The organism is Burkholderia sp. CCA53, assembly GCF_001685525.1.
In the GTDB taxonomy this organism is placed as follows: Bacteria; Pseudomonadota; Gammaproteobacteria; order Burkholderiales; family Burkholderiaceae; genus Burkholderia; species Burkholderia multivorans.
In genome coordinates this window covers 857626-879644 of sequence record NZ_BDDJ01000002.1, presented here as the reverse complement: position 1 = coordinate 879644, position 22019 = coordinate 857626, and the positions used below count along the sequence as shown (strand labels likewise).

Below are 22019 nucleotides of genomic sequence, written 5' to 3'. Positions count from 1 at the left end.
GCAACTCCAGCGTACCGATGCGCGAACGGCCCGGCATCGCGCAAATTCACCTGATCGACTAGTGCGTTTGCACGGGAAAAGTGCCTGGCCCCGATGCGTCGTGCGCGGCCGATCGGTGCGTCGGCGCGCCGAACGGCGGACTGCCGCACGGTCCGTGCGCCGCGCGCGGTTACTATTGCGGCTACGCCTGTTCATGCCGATGACGGGCTCGCGAACGCGCGTCTGCCCAACCGATGTCGGCGCAGACGACGCGCACGGCCCGTGTAGCGACGGCCGCGACAAACGACGCGGCAATGCAGTCGCAAGACGCGTTCCTCCTGTTTCGCAAATTTCATGCGTGGCGACGAGCGAGCGGAAAGAGGCGCGGCGCATCGCCGCTGCGGCCGACGGCTGCGCGGTCGCCGCGCAGGCCGTCATCGGCGTGAACAGACACGCGTGTATCGCGCAGGCTGCGCTGCACGCGAACGCCGCCGCATGCGCCGGCCTGCGCGTGCGGCAACAGGCGCCGGCCGATGGCCAGGCTGACGACGGGATAACCATTCGATGAACGAGCAAGTAAACGAACAGGCGCTGAAGTCGCATACCGACAGACGCCAGCTGCATCAGATCATCGCGGGCCTTACCGAGGGCGTGATTCTGATCGAACCCGATCAACGCATCGTCTGGGCGAACGAGGCCGCCCTCGCGATGCACGGCGTGACCGAGCTGAAGGCACTCGGCGACAACGTCACCGAGTATCGCGAGCGTTTCCGGCTGCGCTACCGGAACAATCATCCGGTACGCGACGGCCACTATCCGATGGACCGCGTGATCGCCGGCGAAGAATTCAGCGACGTGACGGTCGAGGTCGAATCGGCCGCCGACGACAACGTTACCTGGGTACACCGGATCCGCAGCCTCGTGCTGACGAATGCGGCGGGCGAGCCCGACTGTCTCGCGCTCGTGCTGCACGACGCGACCGAGTGGGCGAGCGCGGAGGAGCGCTTCGAGCGCACGTTCAACGCGAACCCGGCGCCGGCCGTGATCTGCCGGCTCGAGGATCTGCGTTACGTGAAGGTGAATCAGGGCTTTCTCGACATGACGGGCCATACGCGCGACGACGTGCTCGGGCGCTCCGTCTACGAAGTCGACGTGCTCGAGCAGGCCGAGCGGCGCGAACTCGCGATCGAGCGCTTGACCGAAGGCGCGACGATTCCGCAGATGGAGGCCGTGCTCAAGCGCGCGGACGGCACACCGAACGCGGTCGTCGTGGCCGGCCAGCCGATCGACATGAACGGCGAAGCGTGCATGCTGTTTACGTTCATGGATCTGGAGCCGCGCAAGCTCGCGGAGCGCGCGTTGCGGCAGAGCGAGGAGCGCTTCGCGACCGCGTTCCGGATGGCGCCGGTCGCGACTGCGATCGTCACGGCGGACCGCTTCGAACTGCTCGACGTGAACGATGCGTTCGTTGCGATGACGGGCCATCCGCAGGAGGAACTGCTCGGCAAGGCCGCGGACGAGATCGGTCTGTGGGCCGAGCGCGGCGCGCGGCAGCGCATCGACGCGCAGCTCGCGAAGGACGGCATCGTGCGCAACGCGGACGTGCAGATCCGCACGCGCGACGGCGACGTGCGCGATTGCGTGGTCTCCGCCGATTCGGTCGCGATCCACGGACAGGACTGCCTGCTGATCGCGCTGCTCGACATCAGCGATCGCAAGCGTACGGAAATGGAGCTCGTCTATGCGATCGAGACCGCGATGCAGGACGCGTCGTGGTTCAGCCGCACGCTGATCGAGAAGCTCGCGAACGTGCGCCGCGCAAATGCGCCGGACGCCGGCGCGCAATTGTCGGATCTGACCGCGCGCGAGCGCGACGTGTTCGATCTGTTGTGCCACGGCCTCGCGGACAAGGAGATCGCGGGCCGTCTCGGGCTCGCGCCGAACACGGTGCGCAATCACGTCGCGACGATCTACGCGAAGCTCGACGTGCATAGCCGCGGCGAAGCGATCGTCTGGGCGCGCGAACGCGGGATCGTCGGTTCCGTCGACATGAATGGCGCGCGCGGCGACAAGGGCGCGAAGCGCGACGACGACTGAGCGACCGCGCCGCGCCGCGCGATGCCGGCGCGCGGTCCGCGGTGCCGTGCGCACGGTGCGCGGCGCCACGGTCGGGTGCGGATGCACCAGACGCGCTGGTGCATCCGCATCTGACGCAGGCGGCGGGCGTTTGCGATCCTGTCCGTTCGACGGCGCGGCGCCGGCGTGCCGCGCCCGTCGGCTCTAGGTCGAACATTACGGGAGACGACGATGGATAGAAATCGCATCGAAGGCAGGCGCAAGCAGATTCGCGGTTCGGTCAAGGAAGCGCTCGGCAAGGTGACCGGCGACCGCGAGACCGAAGCGCAAGGCGTGGCCGAGCAGAAGGCCGGCCGCATGCAGGAGCAGGCCGGCGAAGCGGCCGATGCGCTGCGCTCGCGCGCGAATCGCGAACGCGACTGATGCGCAGGCGTGACCCGCGGCGCCGCGCGCGGCTCACGCTCGTGCGCGGCGACGCGGCGCGGCTCGATGCCGCGTTCGCATGACCGGCGCGATTCGGCACCGCTGCGCAGCCCGGCGCCGGCGCGCGGCAGGCGTTTCGTCGATTCGTCGGCAGTCAGCCGACGCGTGCCGCGCGGGCGGTCGCGCCATCGTGACTTGATGACGATTACGCACAACATAGTTCCGATATTTCGTTTGCCGCTCGGGTATTGGCTACCCACAATCCTTTCACCTCCCTCGCGGTGAAAGGTCCCCGGAGACCGGACCGCAGACCGCTCGGTCGACGCGCGGGAGGCGCGCCGACGCGCAGCCGCGCGTCGCATTTCGACGCTCAGAACAAGAGGACTGCCCCGATGACGTTCCGCCTCCGCCTGCTTTCCGCCGCCGCGCTGACCGTTGCGAACCTCGCGCTCCCGACGGGCGCGGCCCATGCGCAGGAAGCGATCGTCAAGGTCGGCGTAGCCGTGCCGCTGACGGGCGGCGGCGCCGCATACGGGAAGGACCTCGAGAACGGCGTGCGGATGGCCGTGGACGAAGCGAACGCGGCGCGCACGACGATCGGCGGCAAGCCGGTGAAGTTCGTCGTGACGTCGCAGGACGACCAGAGCGATCCGCGCATCGGCGTACAGGCCGCGCAGCAGCTGACGGACGGGCAGGTCGCGGTCGTGATCGGCCACTTCAACTCGGGCACGACGCTGCCCGCCTCGAAGATCTACGCGAAGGCCGGCATTCCGATGATCACGCCGTCGGCGACCAATCCGGACATCACGCGCGCGGGCCTCGGCACCGTCTATCGCGTGATCGCGACCGACACGCAGAACGCCGGCAACGCGGGCGCGTATGCGGCGAGCATCACGAAGGCCAAGCGCATCGCGATCATCGACGATCGCACCGCGTTCGGCCAGGGCGAGGCCGACGAGTTCGAGAAGGCCGTGAAGGCGAACGGCGGCACGATCGTCGCGCGCGAATTCACGAACGACAAGGCCGTCGACTTCAGCGCGCAGCTCACGAAGATCAAGAGCGTGAACGCCGATCTGGTGTTTTTCGGCGGATTGGACGCGCAGTCCGCCATGCTGGTGAAGCGGATGCGCCAGCTCGGCATTCGCGCGCAGTTCCTCGCGGGCGGCGGCGTGATGAACGCGAACTTCATCAAGCTCGCCGGCAGTGCGGCGGAAGGCGCGGCCGTGTGGGAGTACGGACAGCCGCTGTCGCGACTCGCGAAGGGCAAGCTGTTCGAGACGAAATTCAAGCAGAAGTACGGCGTCGACATGCTCGCGTATGCGCCGTTCGCGTACGACGCGACGTGGATCGCGATCAACGCGATGCAGAAGGCGAACTCGACGAAGCCGGCCGATTTCAATGCGGCGCTCAAGCGCACGCAGTACGACGGCATCACCGGCACGATCGCGTTCACCGAGACGGGCGACCTCAAGAATCCGAGCTCGACGCTCTACGAAGTGAAGAACGCCGCGTGGCAGCCCGTCACGACGAAATCGGCGGACTGAACGCGCCGCGCGCCGCTTTCGCGGCGCCGACGGACATGCTGAAATACCGTCGGCGACCGGACGCGGACGCGAGCTCAACCTCTTTCGGGCGCGGCCGGCCGGTCGCGCCTTTTACGTCAAACCGGAGTCAGTCGTGAGTTCTCAAATCGTCATCGTCGGCGGTGGCGTGATCGGCAGCTCGATCGCCTACTTTCTGCGCGCCACCGATCCGACGGTCGCCGTGACCGTCATCGAGCGCGATCCGTCGTACGCGAAGTCGTCGTCGGCACTGTCGGCCGCCTCGATCCGGCAGCAGTTTTCGACGCCGCTGTCGATCGAGATGTCGCTGTTCGGGATCGAGTTTCTGCGCACGCTCGGCGAGCGGCTCGAAGTGGACGGCAACCGGCCGTCGATCGATCTGCACGAAGGCGGCTACCTGTTTCTCGCGACGCCGGCCGGCGACGCGACGCTGCGCGAGAACCATGCGCTGCAGACGCGCCTCGGCGCCGATATCCGGCTGATGGACCGCGACGCGCTGCGCGCGAAGTTCCCCTGGCTGAACGTCGACGATCTCATGTCGGGCGCGTACGGCGCCAGCGGCGAAGGCTGGTTCGACGGCTACGGGCTCGTGCAGGCGCTGCGCAAGAAGGCGCAGGCGCTCGGCGCGCGCTACGTCGCCTCCGACGTGACGGGCGTCGTGCGCGACGGCCGCAGGATCACGCACGTCGTCACGAACGACGGCGAGCGCTACGCGTGCGACACGCTGGTCAATGCGGCCGGCGCGTGGACGCGTGCGCTGTCCGCGATGATGGGGATCGACATCCCCGTGTACGCGCGGCGCCGCAGCATCTTCAACGTATCGTCGCCGGCGAAGCTCGCCGACTGCCCGCTGCTGATCGATCCGACCGGCGTGTATTTCCGGCCGGAAGGGCGCACGTATATCTGCGGCACGTCGCCGAGCGCGGACAACGATCCGGACGATCTGCCGCTCGACGAGGTCGATCACGCGCTATTCGACGACGTAATCTGGCCGACGCTGGCGCATCGCGTGCCCGGGTTCGAGGCGCTGCGCGTCGAAAACTGCTGGTCCGGCTATTACGAATACAACGTCTTCGATCACAACGCGATCATCGGCTATCACCCCGATCTGGACAATGTCGTGTTCGCGAATGGCTATAGCGGCCACGGCTTGCAGCAGGGCCCGGCGACCGGCCGCGGCGTCAGCGAACTGATTCTCGGCGGCCGCTATGCGACGCTCGACCTGTCGCCGCTCGGCTGGTCGCGCGTGCTCGAAAACCGGCCGATCGTCGAAAAGAACGTCGTGTAGTGCGGCGGGAACGCCCGGTGTGGCGGGCGGGATTCTCCTTGTTTCTACCCATTGGCCCGACTGTGTCGGGCTTTTTTTCTGTGGGTTCGCGGGCAGCGGGAGGGGCGGTTGGCGACGCGCGGCGGCGTGTGGCACGCTAGCGTTGGTTCTGCGATTGCGCCGGACGTCGTCGGCCGACGCAATCGCCGACGCACGACCATACAGCGAGAAACGCATTTGTCCGACGGCAACGGACGAGAACGGAGGGCAAGGTGGGGCGCGGACCGCTATACGCGAAGACATTCCGGTACGTTCGGCAAAACGCACGCCGGCTACCCTATGACATCGGCTATTCGCTGACCCGGCGCGACGACGGCACGTACATCTACGGCTACGAGATCGTCCGCGAGTCGTATTCTGGCCGCGCGGGCGCCGGAGCCGTCGTGCTCGATTTTTTCGGTTCGCCCGACGATGCGGAGCGTCACCTGATCAAGAAGCTGGAACAGATCGTCGAAACGCTGCCCGAGGCCCTGTGGGAAGCCGACCGCGAGGCGGCCGACGATGAAACCGACGAGCGGGCGGTCGTCAATGCGAGCGACGTCACGCGAATCTTCGGCTATTGGCCGCGGTTCCACGACGCCGAGTTGATCGCGGTCGCGTTGCGGCGCGTCGAATCGGCCGGCGGCGCCCACACCGATATGGAATTGACGGTTCGGGCGGTCGTTCGCCGCGATGACGATGACCGCGCGCGGCAATGGCGGATCACGTTCCTTTTCGAGCACGTCGATGGAAGTGAACTCTCGACGGAAGACGTCGCGTGCCCGTCGTGGATCCATCATCTGCGGTTTTCCCGTTGCGACGACGGCCGTGTGCAGATCGATCTGTTTCCGTCCACCGGCTTCGACATTCGACTCAATTGCCGTACTGCGTCGGTGACGCGCGTCGATCCATACTGACCGACGAGTGGCGATGCAAGGGGCCGCCGCCCGTTGCTGCGCGCCGCTCACCGGCAGACGCGGCTACCCCCGCTCCGCCCCCATTCCCCCGAACCCCGCAACGACCCATTGCGCCCGGCGCAGTTTCCGCCGGCTTTCAACTCTTATATAAGACATAAGACATTTGACGCTCCCCGCCATTGCGATTAGAATCGGCGTCGATGCAGTGCCCGGAACAGCCTCGGAGCGCCTGAAAAGCCTTCCCCTGAAACGCAACATCAGCAGGTCCCCCCATGCTTGAAAACTTTCGTGCTCACGTGGCCGCCCGCGCCGCGCTCGGTATTCCCCCCCTGCCGCTGACGGCCCAGCAAACCGCCGAACTGGTGGAACTGCTGACGAACCCGCCGGCCGGCGAAGAGCAGACGCTGCTCGATCTGATCACCCATCGCGTGCCGGCAGGCGTCGACGAAGCGGCGCGCGTGAAGGCCGGCTTCCTCGCGGCCGTCGCGAAGGGCGAGACCGCTTGCCCGCTGATCTCGCGTGCGCGTGCGACCGAACTGCTCGGCACGATGCTCGGCGGCTACAACATTCAGCCGCTGATCGAGCTGCTGTCCGACGCCGAAGTCGGCGCGGTCGCCGCCGATGCCCTGAAGAAAACGCTGCTGATGTTCGACCAGTTCCACGACGTGAAGGAACTGGCCGACAAGGGCAACGCGAACGCGAAGGCCGTGATGCAGAGCTGGGCCGACGCCGAATGGTTCACGAGCCGTCCGGAAGTGCCGGAAAGCCTCACGGTCACCGTGTTCAAGGTGCCGGGCGAAACCAACACCGACGATCTGTCGCCGGCGCCGGATGCGACCACGCGCCCGGACATCCCGCTGCACGCGCTCGCGATGCTGAAGAACGCGCGCCCCGGCATCACGCCGGAAGAAGACGGCAAGCGCGGCCCGGTCAAGTTCATCGAATCGCTGAAGGAAAAGGGCCATCTCGTCGCGTACGTCGGCGACGTGGTCGGCACGGGCTCGTCGCGCAAGTCGGCCACCAATTCGGTGCTGTGGTTCACCGGCCAGGACATTCCGTACGTGCCGAACAAGCGCTTCGGCGGCGTGTGTCTCGGCGGCAAGATCGCGCCGATCTTCTACAACACGATGGAAGACGCCGGCGCGCTGCCGATCGAGCTCGACGTGTCGAAGATGGAAATGGGCGACGTCATCGAGCTGCGTCCGTACGAAGGCAAGGCGCTGAAGAACGGCGAAGTGATCGCCGAATTCCAGGTCAAGTCCGACGTGCTGTTCGATGAAGTGCGCGCAGGCGGCCGCATTCCGCTGATCATCGGCCGCGGGCTCACGGCGAAGGCGCGCGAAGCGCTCGGTCTGCCGCCGTCGACGCTGTTCCGTCTGCCGCATCAGCCGGCCGACAGCGGCAAGGGCTTCACGCTCGCGCAGAAGATGGTCGGCCGCGCATGCGGTCTGCCGGAAGGCAAGGGCGTGCGTCCGGGCACGTACTGCGAACCGAAGATGACCTCGGTCGGCTCGCAGGACACGACGGGCCCGATGACGCGCGACGAACTGAAGGATCTCGCGTGCCTCGGCTTCTCGGCCGATCTCGTGATGCAGTCGTTCTGCCACACGGCCGCGTATCCGAAGCCGGTCGACGTGAAGACGCACCAGACGCTGCCGAACTTCATCAGCACGCGCGGCGGCATTTCGCTGCGTCCGGGCGACGGCGTGATCCACTCGTGGCTGAACCGCATGCTGCTGCCCGACACCGTCGGCACCGGCGGCGACTCGCACACGCGCTTCCCGATCGGCATCAGCTTCCCGGCAGGTTCGGGCCTCGTCGCGTTCGCGGCGGCCACCGGCACGATGCCGCTCGACATGCCGGAATCGGTGCTGGTCCGCTTCAAGGGCAAGATGCAGCCGGGCGTGACGCTGCGCGATCTGGTCAACGCGATTCCGCTGTACGCGATCAAGCAGGGCATGCTGACGGTCGCGAAGCAGGGCAAGAAGAACATCTTCTCGGGCCGCATTCTCGAGATCGAGGGCCTGCCGGATCTGAAGGTCGAACAGGCGTTCGAGCTGTCGGATGCGTCGGCCGAGCGTTCGGCGGCCGGCTGCACGGTGCGTCTGAACAAGGAACCGATCATCGAGTACCTGAACAGCAACATCACGCTGCTGAAGTGGATGATCGCGCAGGGCTATCAGGATGCGCGCAGCCTGCAGCGCCGGATCGCGGCGATGGAGCAATGGCTCGCCGATCCGAAGCTGCTCGAGCCGGACGCGGACGCAGAATACGCTGCCGTGATCGAGATCGACCTCGCGGACATCCACGAGCCGATCGTCGCCTGCCCGAACGATCCGGACGACGTGAAGACGCTGTCCGACGTCGCCGGCGCGAAGATCGACGAAGTGTTCATCGGTTCGTGCATGACCAACATCGGCCACTTCCGTGCGGCATCGAAGCTGCTCGAAGGCAAGCGCGACATTCCGGTCAAGCTGTGGGTCGCCCCGCCGACCAAGATGGACCAGAAGCAGCTGACCGAGGAAGGTCACTACGGCGTGTTCGGCACGGCCGGCGCGCGTACCGAAATGCCGGGCTGCTCGCTCTGCATGGGTAACCAGGCGCAGGTGCGCGAAGGCGCGACGGTCATGTCGACGTCGACCCGCAACTTCCCGAACCGTCTCGGCAAGAACACGAACGTGTATCTCGGCTCGGCGGAACTGGCGGCGATCTGCTCGCGACTCGGCCGGATCCCGACGAAGGAGGAGTACATGGCCGACATCGGCGTGATCAACGCGAACGGCGACAAGATCTACAAGTACATGAACTTCGACCAGATCGAAGACTTCAAGGAAGTCGCCGACACCGTGCAGGTCTAAGCACGCAGTCGGGCTGCGGCGACGCAGGTTCGCCGCAGCGTCCGCGACAGGGCGCCGCCAGGGAAAACGGGCGGCGCCTTCTTTTTTTGGGGGACGCGTCGACGTTTTGCCGCCGACGTCGCGTGTCGCCGTGCGCCGCGCGGAAGGCGCGGCAGCGCAGATCCACCGACGCGGATCGCGAAGCGCTTCGACGATCGGCGGCAGCGCCCGCGGCCGCACCGCGTTTCCGAACGCCGCGCCACCGCGACGTGATGACCAAAGCGCAAGACCTAGTGCATAGATATCGTTTGCGGCGGCCTTAATGACTGTCGACAATCGTGGCTCGAATTCGCCGTCCGCGGCGCGCGATGCGCCGCGCCGGCCGGCGCGCGGCGGCCATCCCGGCCGTTCGCCGCCATTGAGCCCACGACGACATGTACGCGTTCACTCCCTCGTTTCAGCATCCCGCCGGCTCGCCGATTCGCGAGCTGTTCAAGTATCTCGCCGAGCCGGGGATGATCTCCTTCGCGGGCGGCTATCCGGCCAGCGACCTGTTCGATACGGACGGCCTCGCCGCGGCCGCCGCACGCGCGTATGCAGAGCCGGTGCGCTGTCTGCAGTACGGGCCGACCGACGGGCTCGCCGAACTCAAGCAGCAGCTGATCGCGCTGATGATGCGGCGCGGCGTTGCTTGCACGCCGGCCGAATTGCTCGTCACGACCGGCTCGCAGCAGGGGCTCGACCTGCTGCTGCGCGTGCTGGTGTCGCCGGGCGACGTCGTGCTGACCGAACAGCCCGCCTATCCGGCGACGCTGCAGGCCATGCGTCTGCAGCAGGCGCACATCGTCACGATTCCGGTCGACGGTGAAGGCGTCGACGTCGATCGGCTCGCCGCGCGGCTCGCCGACGGCACGATCGCGCAGCCGAAGCTGCTCTACACGGTGCCGACCTTCGCGAATCCGACGGGCGCGACGCTCACGCGCGAGCGTCGCCTGAAGCTGCTGCGCCTTGCCGTGCAGCACCGGTTCCTGATCGTCGAGGACGATCCGTACGGCGACCTGCGTTTTGCCGGCGAAGCGGTGCCGTCGATGCTCGCGCTCGCCGCCGAAGTCGACGGCGCACGCGACTGGATCGTGCATTTCGCGAGCCTGTCGAAGATCGTCGCGCCGGGGCTGCGTGTCGGCTGGACGATTGCGCCGCCCGAAATCGCGCGGCGCTGCGTGATCGCCAAGCAGACGGTCGACCTCTGCAGCACGCCGTGGACGCAGGCGAGCGCCGCCGAGTATCTCGCGGACGGCGCGCTCGAACGTCATCTGCCGCGCATCGCCGCCGCATATCGGCGCAAGTGCGACGCGATGTGCGATGCGCTGCGCGACGGCTTCGGCGACGCGATCGAATTCCACCGGCCCGAAGGCGGGATGTTCGTCTGGGCGCGGCTCGGTGCGGTGTCGTCGGCGGCGCTGCTGCAGCAGGCGATCGCGAACAAGGTCGTGTTCGTGCCGGGCAACGCGTTCTTCGCGGACAACCCGGACGACGCATCGCTGCGCCTGTCGTTCGCCGCGCCGGACGTCGAGGCGATCCGGGAAGGCGTCGCGCGTCTCGCGCGCGCCTATCGCGCGGCGCTGGCCGCTTGAGGAGAACAGCATGAACGTCATCGTCGACGACACCGCCACCGCCAACGTGCGCCATTCGGCCTGCCCGCGCCCTGTCGAGCATCGGTCGTCGCAGATCAGCGCGGGCCCGCAGTACGTCGCCGACGTGCTCGGCCGTTTCGGCGCCGAATCAGCCGACGCGGGCGACGCGGGCGACGCTGCGCCGGCCGTGCTCGGCTACAACTGACGCGACGGCGCGACCGCGCGTTCACTCGCGCGGGTCCGACGCGGCCGCGCCGATCATCCAGTCGCGCATCACTGCGATCGCGTCGTCGTCGCGCCGCTCGGCCGGGTACACGAGATAGAACCCGACCGACAGCGGAAACGCGAAATCGAACGGCTTGCACAGTCGTCCGGCGGCGACGTCGCGTTCGACGAGCGGATCGGTCGCGAGCGCGATGCCTTGCCCCGCGACGGCCGCATCGATTGCGAGCGACGTCTGGTTGAAGCGCAGCCCTTTGTGCGGATCGACGTCGACGGGCTCGGGCAGCGCCGCGATGAACGCGGGCCACAAGTCGTGCGCATCGTGCAGCAGCACGTGGCCGGCCAGCGCGCGCGGCGACGCAGGCGCGGCGAGCAGCGCGGGGCTGCATACGGCGCATACGTCGAGCGGAAACAGCGCATGCGCGGCGAGGTGCTTGCCGAACGGCGGCTTTCCATAGCGGATCGCGAGATCGACGCCGTCGTGACGGAACGTCGCGAGTTGCTGATCGGCGATCACGCGCACGTCGATATCCGGATGCGCGTCGGTGAACTGCGCGAGCCGCGGGATCAGCCACTTCGACGCGAACGACGGCGTCGTGCTGATCGTCAGCGTCGCGCGGCGCTTCACGAGCCGGTCGGTCGCGTCGGCGATCGCATGCAGCGCGCGCTGCACGTCCGAGAAATACGCGGCGCCGTCGTGCGTGAGCGCGAGCCCGCGCGGCAGGCGCTCGAACAGCTTCAGCCCCAGCACGTCCTCCAGATGGCGCACTTGCTGCGCGACCGCGCCCTGCGTGACGCCGATCTCGTCGGCGGCTGCGCGGAAATTCAGATGGCGCGCCGCGACTTCGAAGGCGCGAAGCGCATTGAGCGGCGGCAGACGGGAAATGCGGGGCGGCATCGAATGACTGTAGAAAATCTATTGGCGGTGCGCAGAAATACTGGTTCGACAGCGATGCGCGATGCGCCTACATTACCACCGAGGCGCGCGGGCTGGCGGCTGCGCGGCGAAAGCATCGTGACGAGGAGCACATCGTGACTGTAGAAAAAGTGGCGCTGATCACGGCGGCGGGCAAGGGCATGGGCGCGGCGATCGCGCGCGAACTGGCGGCGGGCGGGTATCGCGTCGCGCTGATGTCGCCGTCCGGCAGCGCGGTCGCGCTCGGCGACGAACTCGGCGGCTTCGGAATCCGCGGGTCGGTCACCGAGGAAGCCGATATCGAACGGCTCGTGCAGGACACGCTCGCGCGCTATGGCCGGATCGACGCGGTCGTGAACAACACGGGCCATCCGCCGAAGGGCGATCTGCTGTCGATTACCGACGACAACTGGCATGCGGGGCTCGACTTGATCCTGCTGAACGTCGTGCGCGTCATGCGCCGCGTGACGCCGGTGTTCCAGAAGCAGGGCGGCGGAGCGGTCGTCAATATCTCGAGCTTCGCGGCCGATGCGCCGGAGCAGCCGATGCCGGTGTCGTCGGCATTGCGCGCGGCGCTGAGCGCGTGGACGCGTCTCTATGCGGAGCGCTACGCGGGCGACAACATCCGCATGAATGCCGTGCTGCCCGGCTTCATCGACAGCTGGCCGGAAACGCCGGAGATCGTCGCGCGGATTCCCGCCGGCCGCTTCGGCAAGACGGCCGAGATCGCGAAGACGGTCGCGTTCCTGCTGTCCGACGGCGCCGGCTACATCACCGGCCAGAACATTCGCGTCGACGGCGCGATCGTGAAGGCGCTCTGAGCGCAGCGGCCGCGCCGGCTCGTGCGCGAGCCGGCACCGTGCCGATTCTCCGGAAAGCGTCGTTTCGCCGCGATTTTTGAATCGCTGTGTGTCGTGCGCAAAGCCGGATACGGTGAGATACAAACCGTCCGGATCGTTCGGATATAAAACCGGTGAAGCGTCGTGCACGCCTGCCGCGGTCGCTCGGCGACGCGGCGGCGAACGACGCAGTCGACGCGTTCGCAGGACGCCGCCGACCCTTTCCCGACCGATCGACCCTGGAGAACGAGTGATGTCCGACACCGTGAACACCCGCCGCCGCCTGATCCTCGGCACGGCGCTCGCGAGCCTGAGCCTGGCCGACCTTGGATTCGGCGACTTCGCGCATGCGCAGGGCGCGCCCGACTCAGCCGCGCAGCCGCGTGCGGCGGGCGGCGCCGCGTTCGGCCCGATCCGTCAGATCGACGCCGGTTTGCTGAACGTCGGCTATGCGGACGTCGGCCCCGCAAACGGCCCCGTCGTGTTTCTGCTGCACGGCTGGCCGTACGACATCCACAGCTACGCGGAAGTCGCGCCGCTGCTCGCGGCTGCCGGGTATCGCGTGATCGTGCCGTACCTGCGCGGTTACGGGTCGACGACGTTCCGCTCGGCGGACACGATGCGCAACGGTCAGCAGGCGGTGACGGCCGTCGACATCGTCGCGCTGATGGATGCGCTGAAGATCGACCGTGCGGTGTTCGGCGGCTACGACTGGGGCGCGCGCACGGCGGACATCATCGCTGCGCTGTGGCCGCAGCGCGTGAAGGCGCTCGTCTCGGTGAGCGGCTACCTGATCGGCAGCCAGGACGCGAACCGCAAGCCGTTGCCGCCGCAGGCCGAACTGCAGTGGTGGTATCAGTTCTACTTCGCGACCGAGCGCGGCGCGCAGGGCTACGCGGCGAACTGCGATGCGTTCAACAAGCTGATCTGGCAGCTCGCATCGCCGAAGTGGGCCTTCTCGGACGACACGTTCGCGCGCAGCGCCGCGTCGTTCCGGAATCCCGATCATGTGGCCGTCGTGATTCACAACTATCGTTGGCGGCTCGGCCTCGCGAACGGCGAGGCGCAATACGACGAGATCGAGCGGCGCCTCGCGGCAGGGCCCGCGATTACCGTGCCGACGATCACGATGGAAGGCGACGCGAACGGCGCGCCGCATCCTGCACCGGCCGCCTATGCGAAGAAATTCACCGGCAAGTATCAGCATCGGACGATCACCGGCGGCATCGGCCACAACCTGCCGCAGGAAGCGCCGCAGGCATTCGCCGATGCGATCCTGCACGTGGAGCGTCTGTGATGCGCGCGGCAGCAGGCACGTCGCGGCGCGGCCGCGCGATCGCCGCACGGATGCTGATCGCGGCCGCGTGGGCGGCGAGCGCGTCGGTTGCGTGCGCGGAGCAGACCGTCCCGTCGAAACCGGCCGCGTCGCCGATCTACGGCGTGACGATTCCGCCCGGCTATCGCAAATGGGAAATGGTCGCGCCGGCCGAGGAAGCAGCGCCGCTCGACGAGTTGCGCGTCGTGCTCGGCAATCCGGTCGCGATCCGTGCGCTCGAGCGGGCGACGCTGCCGTTTCCGGACGGCACGATCCTCGTGAAACTCGCCTACAAGCGCAAGCAGTCCGACGAGTTCGCGCCCGCGACGGTGCCCGGTCAGGCGACGACCGTGCAGGTGATGGTGAAGGATTCGCGCCGCTACGCATCGACGGGCGGCTGGGGCTTCGGACGCTTCATCGACGGCGTGCCGGCCGACATTGGCCAGCACCAGACGTGCTTTGCGTGCCATCAGGCGCGCGTGAAGCAGCATGACTACGTGTTCACGCGGCTTGCGCCTTGACGCGATTCGATGCGAGCAGTCTCGCGTAACGGCCCGGCTGCGCGCGGCACGTTGCTTTCATTGCGTTGCGACGGCGCGCCGCGAGCGAACGGCTCGCGAGCTGCCGCCGCATCGCGCAGCGCGCAGCGTCGCGGAACGCGCGCGCCGCACCGCGCCGTACGTCATCGCCCGGCCAGCATCTTCCCGCCGAGCCCCATCAGCAGCACGCCGGCCGTCGTATCGAGCACGGCCTTGCGCCGGATCAGCAGCCGGCGCACCGTCGGATGCGACGCGAGCAGCGCCATTGCGCCGTACCATGCGCCCGAGATCGCAATCGAGATGCCGACGACGGCCGGCGCGAACCACGCCGGCGCGTGCGCGGGCACCATCAGCGCAAACACGCTCCCGTAGAACGCGACGGCCTTCGGATTGGTCATGCTGACCACGTAGCCGTTGCGCGCGGCGCGCCAGCCCGAGCGGCCGGGCTCGGACGACAGGGCGAGCGGCCGCCGCGCGGTCGCGATCATCTTCGCGCCGAGCCACAGCAGATAAGTTGCGCCCGCGATCCGCAGCGCGGTATGCACCCACGCGACATGCGTGACGAGCAGGCTCAGCCCGGCGATCGCGATGGCCGCCCACGTGCCGGACGCGGCCGCGAGGCCGACGCTCGTCATCACGCCCGCGCGTCGCGATGCGACGGCCGTCGACGTGACGATCACGAAGTTCGGTCCGGGGCTGACGACGCTCAGCAGCAGCACGCCGGCGAGCGGCAGCAACAGGTGGAGGTGGGCAGGCATCGGAACTCCTCGGCGGACGCGGGCAAGGCTTCCATCTTAACCGTTCGGTGGCGCGTCAGATCAGCAGCGACACGGTCTTGAACAGCGCGAGGTCTTCCTTGCGCGCCGACCGCGCATGCCGCCGGATCACGTGCAGCAGGCACTCGATGAAGCAGCGCGCGGCCTCGCTGAGCGTACTGCTGCGGCGCGTGACGACACCGAGCTCGCGCGGCTCGAAGGTCTCCTTCAGCGACAGCGCGCGCATCCGTTCGCCGAACGACGGCACCGCGGCGAGGATCGTCGGGCACCACGTGCACATGTCGGCCTGCTCGAGCATCGTCTGCAGCATCGACACCGACTGCGCGCGCACGATGCGCCGCTCGTCGATGCGCGCGCCGTGCCGCGTGAACAGATAGTCGACGAGCGCCGTCTGACCGTCGGCCGTCGAATTGAGCACCCAGTCGTCGTCGAGCAGATCGTGGATCGAGCGTGCGCGCTCGCGCGGATGCCCCGCGCGCACCATCACCGCCGTCTCGTAGCGCAGCATCGGCTCGAATGCGAATTCCTGCGCGCCGCTGCCGGGGTGGACGTGGCCCAGTGCGAAATCCATGCTGCCGTCGCGCAGCAGCGGTTGCGCGACGGCCATCAGCGCTTCGTAGAGTTCGAGACGCACGTCCGGCATCCGTTCGCGAAAGCGCAGCACCGTCTCCGCGAGAAACGTCAGCGTGAGCCACGGCGTCACGCCGATGCTCAGCCGCCCGTCGACGCGGCCGCGCATCCGCGCGAGATCGTCGTGCGCCTGCTCGAGCTGTTTCAGTACGAGTTTCGCGTGCGTGAGCAGCGCCTTGCCGTATTCGGTGAAGCCGATCCCTTCCGGCGCGCGCACGAGCAGCGGCAGCCGCTCGGCGGCCTCCAGCTCGCGCAGCGCGCGCGTGACTGCGGCCTGCGACAAGCCGAGCGTGCGCGCCGCGCCGCGGATGCTGCCGGCCTCGGCGCTCGCGACGAGCGCCTGCAACTGATGCAGTTTCATGGTCCGACACCCGATACCCGACAACGAAAGGTTGTCATCATAACGAAACCGCGGCTGTTCGCCGGGATTTTCGCTGCATACGATCGCGCCACGATCCGTCATCCCGGCGATCGGCAACGACACGGCATCGAGGAGTATCCAGGGTGAATCCAGCACGCATTCCACCGGAAATGGCGGCGATCGAGGCGGAGATGATCGCGCTGCGCCGCCGGCTGCACGCACATCCGGAGCTCGGCTTCGAAGAGCATGCGACGAGCGACCTCGTCGCGACGTGCCTGACAACGTGGGGTTATCGCGTGACGCGCGGGCTCGGCGGCACGGGCGTCGTCGGCACGCTCGCGCGCGGCGACGGGAAGCGGCTCGGCCTGCGCGCGGACATGGACGCGCTGCCGATCGTCGAGACCACCGGGCTGCCGCATGCGAGCCGGCACGACGGCGTGATGCACGCGTGCGGTCACGACGGCCATACGGCGATGCTGCTGGCCGCCGCGCGCTGTCTTGCGCAGCGCGCGCGTTTCACCGGCACGCTGAACCTGATCTTTCAACCGGCCGAGGAAGGGCTCGGCGGCGCGAAGCGAATGATCGACGACGGGCTGTTCGAGCAGTTTCCGTGCGATGCGATCTTTGCGATGCATAACGTGCCGGGCCTGCCGACCGGCGTGCTCGGCTTCTGCGACGGCGCCGCGATGGCGTCCGCCGACGAAGTGCGCGTACGCGTGACCGGCCGCGGCGGCCACGGCGCGGCGCCGCATACGACGGTCGATCCGGTCGTCGTCTGCGCGTCGATCGTGATGGCGCTGCAGACGGTCGTATCGCGCAACGTGAATCCGCAGGAGCTGGCGATCGTCACGGCCGGCTCGATCCATGCAGGCACCGCATCGAACGTGATTCCGTCGCACGCGGAGCTGGCGTTGAGCGTGCGTGCGCTGTCGCCGGACGTGCGCGCGCTGCTGGAGCGGCGTATCCACGAGATCGTGCACGGGCAGGCCGCGAGCTACGGCGCGACGGCCGAGATCGATTACCGGCACGGCTATCCGGTGCTCGTCAATCACGCGGAGGAGACGGCGTTCGCGCGCGAAGTCGCGCGCGAATGGGGCGGCGACGGCGCCTTGATTCCGCATCTGCGACCGATCGCGGCGAGCGAGGACTTCGCGTTCATGCTGAATGCGTGCCGCGGCAGCTACCTGTCGATCGGCAACGGCGAGGGCGCGGCCGGCTGCGCGCTGCACAACTCCGGCTACGACTTCAACGACGCAAGCCTCGCGATCGGCGCGAGCTACTGGATCGCGCTCGCCGAGCGCTATCTGGCGTGATGTCGCGCACGCGCGGCAGCCGGGCCGCCGATGCGGCCGCACGATTTCGGTTCATACAAGGAGACTGGCAATGAAGAAGTGGACGATGGCGCTCGTGGCGGCGCTGGCGGCGGGCGCCGCGCATGCAGGCGACTGGACGGGCAAGGAGATTCGGCTCGCGGTCGATCCGACCTATCCGCCGCTCGAGTACAAGCTGCCGGACGGCACGTTGACCGGCTTCGGCGTCGACATCACGAATGCGCTGTGCGCCGAGCTGCATGCACGATGCGTCTGGGTCGAGTCGAGCTTCGACGGGATGATTCCGGGGCTGCTCGCACGCAAGTTCGACGTGATCGCCTCGTCGATGACGATCACGCCGAAGCGGATGCAGCAGATCGCGTTCACGAACCGCATCTCGAACGCGCCTGCGCGGCTGATTGCGCGCAAGGACTCGCCGCTGCTGCCGACGGCCGCAGCGCTGAAGGGCAAGCGCGTCGGCGTCGAACAGGGCTCGGCGCAGGCCGACTACGCGATCGCGAACTGGCAGCCCGCCGGCGCGCAGATCGTGTCGTACCAGAACCAGGATCAGGTGTACGCCGACCTCGTGACCGGGCGGCTCGATGCCGCGTTCCAGGCGTCGATCGCGGCCAGCGACGGCTTCCTGAAAAAGCCGCAGGGCAAGGACTTCGCGTTCGTCGGCGCACCGATCGACGACGCGAAGTACTTCGGCCAGGGCGACGGCCTCGGGCTGCGCAAGCAGGACGCCGAACTGCGCGAAGCGTTCAACCGCGCGCTCGCGACGATTCTCGCGAACGGCACGTATCAGCGGATCAACCGCAAGTACTTCGACTTCGACATCTACGGCGCGAAGTAAACGAAGGGGCGCCGCGCGGCCACGACGCGCGGCGCACCGCAACGCCGCAGACGACGCGACGCCTCGCATCGCGCGCTCGCATCGCGTGCGGCATAACCACACCCATAAGGAAAAAAGATGAACTGGAGATCGGCTTTCGTCGCGATTCCGGCGCTGTGCGCCGCACCCGCCTTCGCGTTCGCGCAGAGCAGCGTGACGCTGTACGGCCTCGTCGATGCGGGGATCGACTATACGAACAACGTCGGCGGTCATGCCGCATGGCAGATGGCGAGTGGCTTCGCGCAGGGCAGCCGGTGGGGGCTGAAGGGTAGCGAAGAGCTCGGCGGCGGCTACCGCGCGCTGTTCCAGATCGAGAACGGCTTCAACGTGAACAGCGGCACGCTCGCGCAGGGCGGCCGGATGTTCGGCCGGCAGGCATACGTCGGGCTCGCCAGCACGCGCTTCGGCACCGTGACGCTCGGCCGCCAGTACGATTCGCTCGTCGACTATCTCGCGCCGACGACCGCGAACGGGAGCTGGGGCGTGTATCCGTTCTCGCATCCGCTCGACAACGACAACACCGGCAACACGTTCCGCGTGAACAACACCGTGAAATACGCGAGCCCCGAGTTCGCGGGCTTCTCGTTCGGCGGCACGTACAGCTTCAGCAACGAGACGGGCTTTGCGCGGAGCCGGCAGTGGAGCGTTGGCGCGCAGTACGAGCAGGGCGGGCTGCTGATCGGCGCGGCGTTCCTGAACGCGAACGACCCCGGCGCGACGTCTGGCGGCGCGATTGCGGGTTCCGGTTCGGTCGGCGCCGATGCGAACTTCGCGTCCGCGCGGCTGCGGATCTTCGGCGCGGGCATCAACTACACGGCCGGGCCGGCGACGGTCGGGTTCGCCTACACGAACAGCAACGTCACGCGGCCGAGCGCGAACGTCGGCTACCTGTTCGGCGACGAGACGATCCAGCCGGTGACGGGGCCGCTCGCGGGCGGGACCGTCACGTCGATCAAGTATCAGAACTTCGAAGTCAACGGCAAATACCAGTTCACGCCCGCGTTCTTCGTCGGCGCGCAGTACGTGTACACGACGGTGCGCTACGACGCGACGACGGGCAGTGCAAAGCCGAAGATCCATTCGGTCGGCTTGATGGCGGACTACAACCTGTCGAAACGCACGGACGTCTACGTGATGGGCGCGTACCAGCGCGTGGCCGGCGACGCGACCGGCTCGTCGCTCGATCAGGCCTATATCCCGGGCGCGGCCGATTTGTCGTCGACGTCGAAGCAGGTCATGGTGCACGCGGGGATTCGACACAAGTTCTGACGAGCACACGCGGCAGTCGAGCACGGGGTGGGCGGCGCGAGTCGTCCGCCCCGTTCCGCTTATCGCTTTATTGCGCGACGCGGATCACGACCTTGCCGAAGTGCTGTCCCGACTGCAGATGCGCATAGGCGGCCGGCGCCTCGTCGAAGCCGAACACGCGATCGACGATCGGGCGGAGCTGCTTTCTGTCGAACAACTGCACGACTTCGTCGAGCATCGAGCGGCTGCCGACCATGATGCCGTGCAGCCGGCGGATGCCGCCGATCAGCGACAGCAATCCGAGGTCGGGGCCGCCGAAGCCGCTGACGCCGCCGATCACCGACACGACGCCGCCCAGCCTGGTCGCCGCGACCGAGCGCGGCAAGGTGTCCTTGCCGCCGACTTCGACGACCAGATCGGCGCCCGCGCCGTCCGTGAGCCGCAGCACTTCGTGCTGCCAGTCGGGCGTCGCGCGATAGTTGATCGTCTCGTCGGCGCCGAGCGCGCGGGCGCGCTCGAGCTTCGCGTCGCTCGAGGACGTGATGATCGTGCGCAGCCCCGCCGCGTGCGCGAGCTGCAGCGCGACGATCGATACGCCGCCGGTGCCGAGCAGCACGACGGTCGAACCGGGCGTCAGGCCGCCGTCGGCGAACAGCGCATTCCATGCGGTGATTCCCGCGCATGAAAGCGTCGATGCCTCGCCGTAATCGAGATGTGCAGGGATCGCGACCAGTGCGGCTTCGTCCGTGACGAAGCGCTCGGCGAGCACGCCATCGAACTGCGCGCCGGGCGAACCGGCGACTTTCGACGGCGTGGGCGGGCCGTCGATCCAGCGCGGGAAATACGTGTTGATCACGCGATCGCCGGGCTTGAAGCGCGTGACGTCGCGGCCGATCTCGACCACTTCGCCGGCGCCGTCCGCGACCGGAATCAACGGTGCGTCGCCGATGCCGACGTAGTCGCCGCGCGCGAACATCAGATCGCGATAGTTCAGCGATACCGAATGGATCTTCACGACGACGTCGGTCGGTCCGACCGGCCGGTGCGTCGCATCGATGCGGCGAAGTCCGGCGAGGCCGTCGCCCGGTGCCTGTTGCCATGCTTGCATGTCGACTCCTTGTTCGTGAGTGTCCGGACTATCATAGTGTTGCTTGACGGGACGCATTGACGAGAATCGGGACACTGACTGTCGCCAATGCGGAAACAAATGCGCGCATGCAACGGAGTGACATCGCATGGACGAGCGGTTAAGGGGTGTCGCCGAATTCGTCGAGGTCGTGGAATCGGGTAGCTTCGCCGCGGCGGCGTTGCGCATCGGCGTCACGCGCTCGGCGGTGGCGAAGGTCGTCGCGCGGCTCGAACGCCGGCTCGGCGTGCGGCTGTTGCAGCGCACGACGCGGCAGCTCAACCTGACCGACGAAGGACATCTGTACTACGAGCAATGTCGGCGGCTGCTGGCCGAACTCGGCGACACGGAAGCCGCGCTCGACGCGGGCCGCCGCGAGCCGGCCGGGCGGCTGCGCATCAGCGTGCCGGTGCTGTTCGGCAGGCAATGCGTGGCGCCCGTCATGCGGCGGCTCGTCGAGCGTCATCCGCGGCTCGAGGTCGACATGTCGTTCAGCGATCGCGTCGCCGACCTGATCGACGACGGTTTCGACATCGCGGTGCGCATCGGTGTGCTCGCGGACACGACGGCGCTGGTCGGCCGGCGGCTCGGCGTGCAGCGGATGGGCATCTGCGCGTCGCCCGCGTATCTCGACCGGCACGGCTGGCCGTCGGGGCCGGACGCACTCGCGTCGCACGTCGGCATCGCCTATGCGCGCGGCGGCCAGCCCGTGCCGTGGCGGATCATCGGCGCGGACGGCGAGGTGCGCGAGCATCGCGTGGCCGGCCGCCTGCGCTTCGACGACCTGCAGGCGATCGCGGAGGCCGCGGCGGCCGGCGCGGGCCTCGCATGGCTGCCGTGCTGGCTGATGGCGCCGTACCTGCGCGACGGCCGTCTCGCGCTCGTGATGGACAGCAACAGCGTGTCGGGCGCCGACGTGTCGGCGGTGCGGCCGAAGGCGCGGCACGTACCGTCGAAGGTGCGTGTGGCGATCGATGCGCTCGTCGACGAGATTCCGCGCATGCTGGCGTCGGACGGCGTTGCGCCGCCGGCGCCGACACCGCCGCGTTCGCGTGCGCGACGTGCGCGTTCCGCCGCCTGACGTGCGGTTGCGCCGGCGCGTATGATG

At 68.0% G+C, this 22019-nt stretch carries 20 protein-coding genes; 16 read left to right on the top strand and 4 right to left on the bottom strand.

What is annotated here, in order from left to right; translation table 11 throughout:
- Positions 1-337 precede the first annotated feature (337 nt).
- The 9 genes from BCR55_RS20380 to BCR55_RS20340 all read left to right on the top strand — a co-directional run bounded on the left by BCR55_RS20380 (position 338) and on the right by BCR55_RS20340 (position 10939).
- Positions 338-547 (top strand): hypothetical protein, encoded by a 210-nt coding sequence (locus tag BCR55_RS20380; RefSeq protein ID WP_065495680.1) that lies wholly within the window; start codon positions 338-340, stop codon positions 545-547.
- Entirely contained in the window at positions 544-2076 is a 1533-nt protein-coding gene (locus BCR55_RS20375) for a helix-turn-helix transcriptional regulator (RefSeq protein ID WP_059940656.1), read from the top strand. The genes BCR55_RS20380 and BCR55_RS20375 overlap by 4 nt, the downstream gene beginning before the upstream one ends.
- Positions 2077-2286: 210 nt before the next feature.
- Entirely contained in the window at positions 2287-2478 is a 192-nt protein-coding gene (locus tag BCR55_RS20370) for a CsbD family protein (protein ID WP_065495678.1), read from the top strand.
- 392 nt (positions 2479-2870) lie between these two features.
- A complete protein-coding gene (locus tag BCR55_RS20365; RefSeq protein ID WP_065495676.1) occupies positions 2871-4022 on the top strand; it encodes a branched-chain amino acid ABC transporter substrate-binding protein in 1152 nt (383 codons plus the stop codon).
- 133 nt (positions 4023-4155) lie between these two features.
- Complete coding sequence (locus tag BCR55_RS20360) at positions 4156-5328, top strand: FAD-binding oxidoreductase (RefSeq protein ID WP_065495675.1); 1173 nt, start codon at positions 4156-4158, stop codon at positions 5326-5328.
- Positions 5329-5579: 251 nt separating this feature from the next.
- Positions 5580-6263, top strand: coding sequence for an Imm50 family immunity protein (locus BCR55_RS33945; protein ID WP_065495673.1), 684 nt, complete (start codon positions 5580-5582; stop codon positions 6261-6263).
- Between the two features lie 272 nt (positions 6264-6535).
- The gene (gene acnB, locus BCR55_RS20350; protein WP_006397781.1) at positions 6536-9121 is read left to right on the top strand and encodes a bifunctional aconitate hydratase 2/2-methylisocitrate dehydratase; all 2586 of its coding nucleotides are present in this window, start codon (positions 6536-6538) and stop codon (positions 9119-9121) included.
- A 413-nt stretch (positions 9122-9534) separates the two neighbouring features.
- Positions 9535-10734, top strand: coding sequence for a PLP-dependent aminotransferase family protein (locus tag BCR55_RS20345; protein WP_059940654.1), 1200 nt, complete (start codon positions 9535-9537; stop codon positions 10732-10734).
- A 10-nt stretch (positions 10735-10744) separates the two neighbouring features.
- Positions 10745-10939 carry a hypothetical protein gene (locus tag BCR55_RS20340; protein ID WP_065495671.1) on the top strand — a complete coding sequence of 65 codons (195 nt, stop codon included), beginning with the start codon at positions 10745-10747 and terminating at the stop codon, positions 10937-10939.
- 21 nt (positions 10940-10960) lie between these two features.
- Here the strand turns inward: BCR55_RS20340 and gcvA are convergent, their stop codons facing one another.
- Positions 10961-11854: a transcriptional regulator GcvA gene (gene gcvA, locus BCR55_RS20335; RefSeq protein ID WP_006411619.1), complete on the bottom strand. Its 894-nt coding sequence runs from the start codon at positions 11852-11854 to the stop codon at positions 10961-10963.
- A 134-nt stretch (positions 11855-11988) separates the two neighbouring features.
- On the opposite strand from gcvA, the gene BCR55_RS20330 reads away from it, so the two are divergent.
- The 3 genes from BCR55_RS20330 (at position 11989) to BCR55_RS20320 (ending at position 14547) form a co-directional block, all read left to right on the top strand.
- Positions 11989-12693, top strand: coding sequence for an SDR family oxidoreductase (locus BCR55_RS20330; protein WP_006404426.1), 705 nt, complete (start codon positions 11989-11991; stop codon positions 12691-12693).
- Positions 12694-12964: 271 nt separating this feature from the next.
- Positions 12965-14008, top strand: coding sequence for an alpha/beta fold hydrolase (locus BCR55_RS20325; RefSeq protein ID WP_053297975.1), 1044 nt, complete (start codon positions 12965-12967; stop codon positions 14006-14008).
- On the top strand, positions 14008-14547 hold the full coding sequence (locus BCR55_RS20320) for a cytochrome P460 family protein (RefSeq protein ID WP_053297974.1): 540 nt from the start codon (positions 14008-14010) through the stop codon (positions 14545-14547). The genes BCR55_RS20325 and BCR55_RS20320 overlap by 1 nt, the downstream gene beginning before the upstream one ends.
- A 161-nt stretch (positions 14548-14708) precedes the next feature.
- On the opposite strand, the gene BCR55_RS20315 is transcribed toward BCR55_RS20320, so the two are convergent.
- Both BCR55_RS20315 and BCR55_RS20310 read right to left on the bottom strand, forming a co-directional pair.
- Positions 14709-15323 carry a LysE family translocator gene (locus BCR55_RS20315; protein WP_006411064.1) on the bottom strand — a complete coding sequence of 205 codons (615 nt, stop codon included), beginning with the start codon at positions 15321-15323 and terminating at the stop codon, positions 14709-14711.
- A gap of 55 nt (positions 15324-15378) precedes the next feature.
- Positions 15379-16332 (bottom strand): LysR substrate-binding domain-containing protein, encoded by a 954-nt coding sequence (locus tag BCR55_RS20310; protein ID WP_035487990.1) that lies wholly within the window; start codon positions 16330-16332, stop codon positions 15379-15381.
- A gap of 143 nt (positions 16333-16475) precedes the next feature.
- Between BCR55_RS20310 and BCR55_RS20305 the strand changes: the two genes are divergently transcribed.
- From BCR55_RS20305 to BCR55_RS20295, 3 genes are all read left to right on the top strand, one after another.
- Positions 16476-17645 carry a M20 aminoacylase family protein gene (locus BCR55_RS20305; RefSeq protein WP_006411065.1) on the top strand — a complete coding sequence of 390 codons (1170 nt, stop codon included), beginning with the start codon at positions 16476-16478 and terminating at the stop codon, positions 17643-17645.
- A gap of 70 nt (positions 17646-17715) precedes the next feature.
- Positions 17716-18498: an ABC transporter substrate-binding protein gene (locus BCR55_RS20300; RefSeq protein WP_065495669.1), complete on the top strand. Its 783-nt coding sequence runs from the start codon at positions 17716-17718 to the stop codon at positions 18496-18498.
- A gap of 117 nt (positions 18499-18615) precedes the next feature.
- A complete protein-coding gene (locus BCR55_RS20295) occupies positions 18616-19806 on the top strand; it encodes a porin (RefSeq protein ID WP_065495667.1) in 1191 nt (396 codons plus the stop codon).
- 67 nt (positions 19807-19873) lie between these two features.
- On the opposite strand, the gene BCR55_RS20290 is transcribed toward BCR55_RS20295, so the two are convergent.
- A complete protein-coding gene (locus BCR55_RS20290) occupies positions 19874-20893 on the bottom strand; it encodes an NAD(P)-dependent alcohol dehydrogenase (RefSeq protein ID WP_053297971.1) in 1020 nt (339 codons plus the stop codon).
- Between the two features lie 127 nt (positions 20894-21020).
- Between BCR55_RS20290 and BCR55_RS20285 the strand changes: the two genes are divergently transcribed.
- A complete protein-coding gene (locus tag BCR55_RS20285) occupies positions 21021-21992 on the top strand; it encodes a LysR substrate-binding domain-containing protein (RefSeq protein ID WP_006411050.1) in 972 nt (323 codons plus the stop codon).
- Positions 21993-22019: the final 27 nt, after the last annotated feature.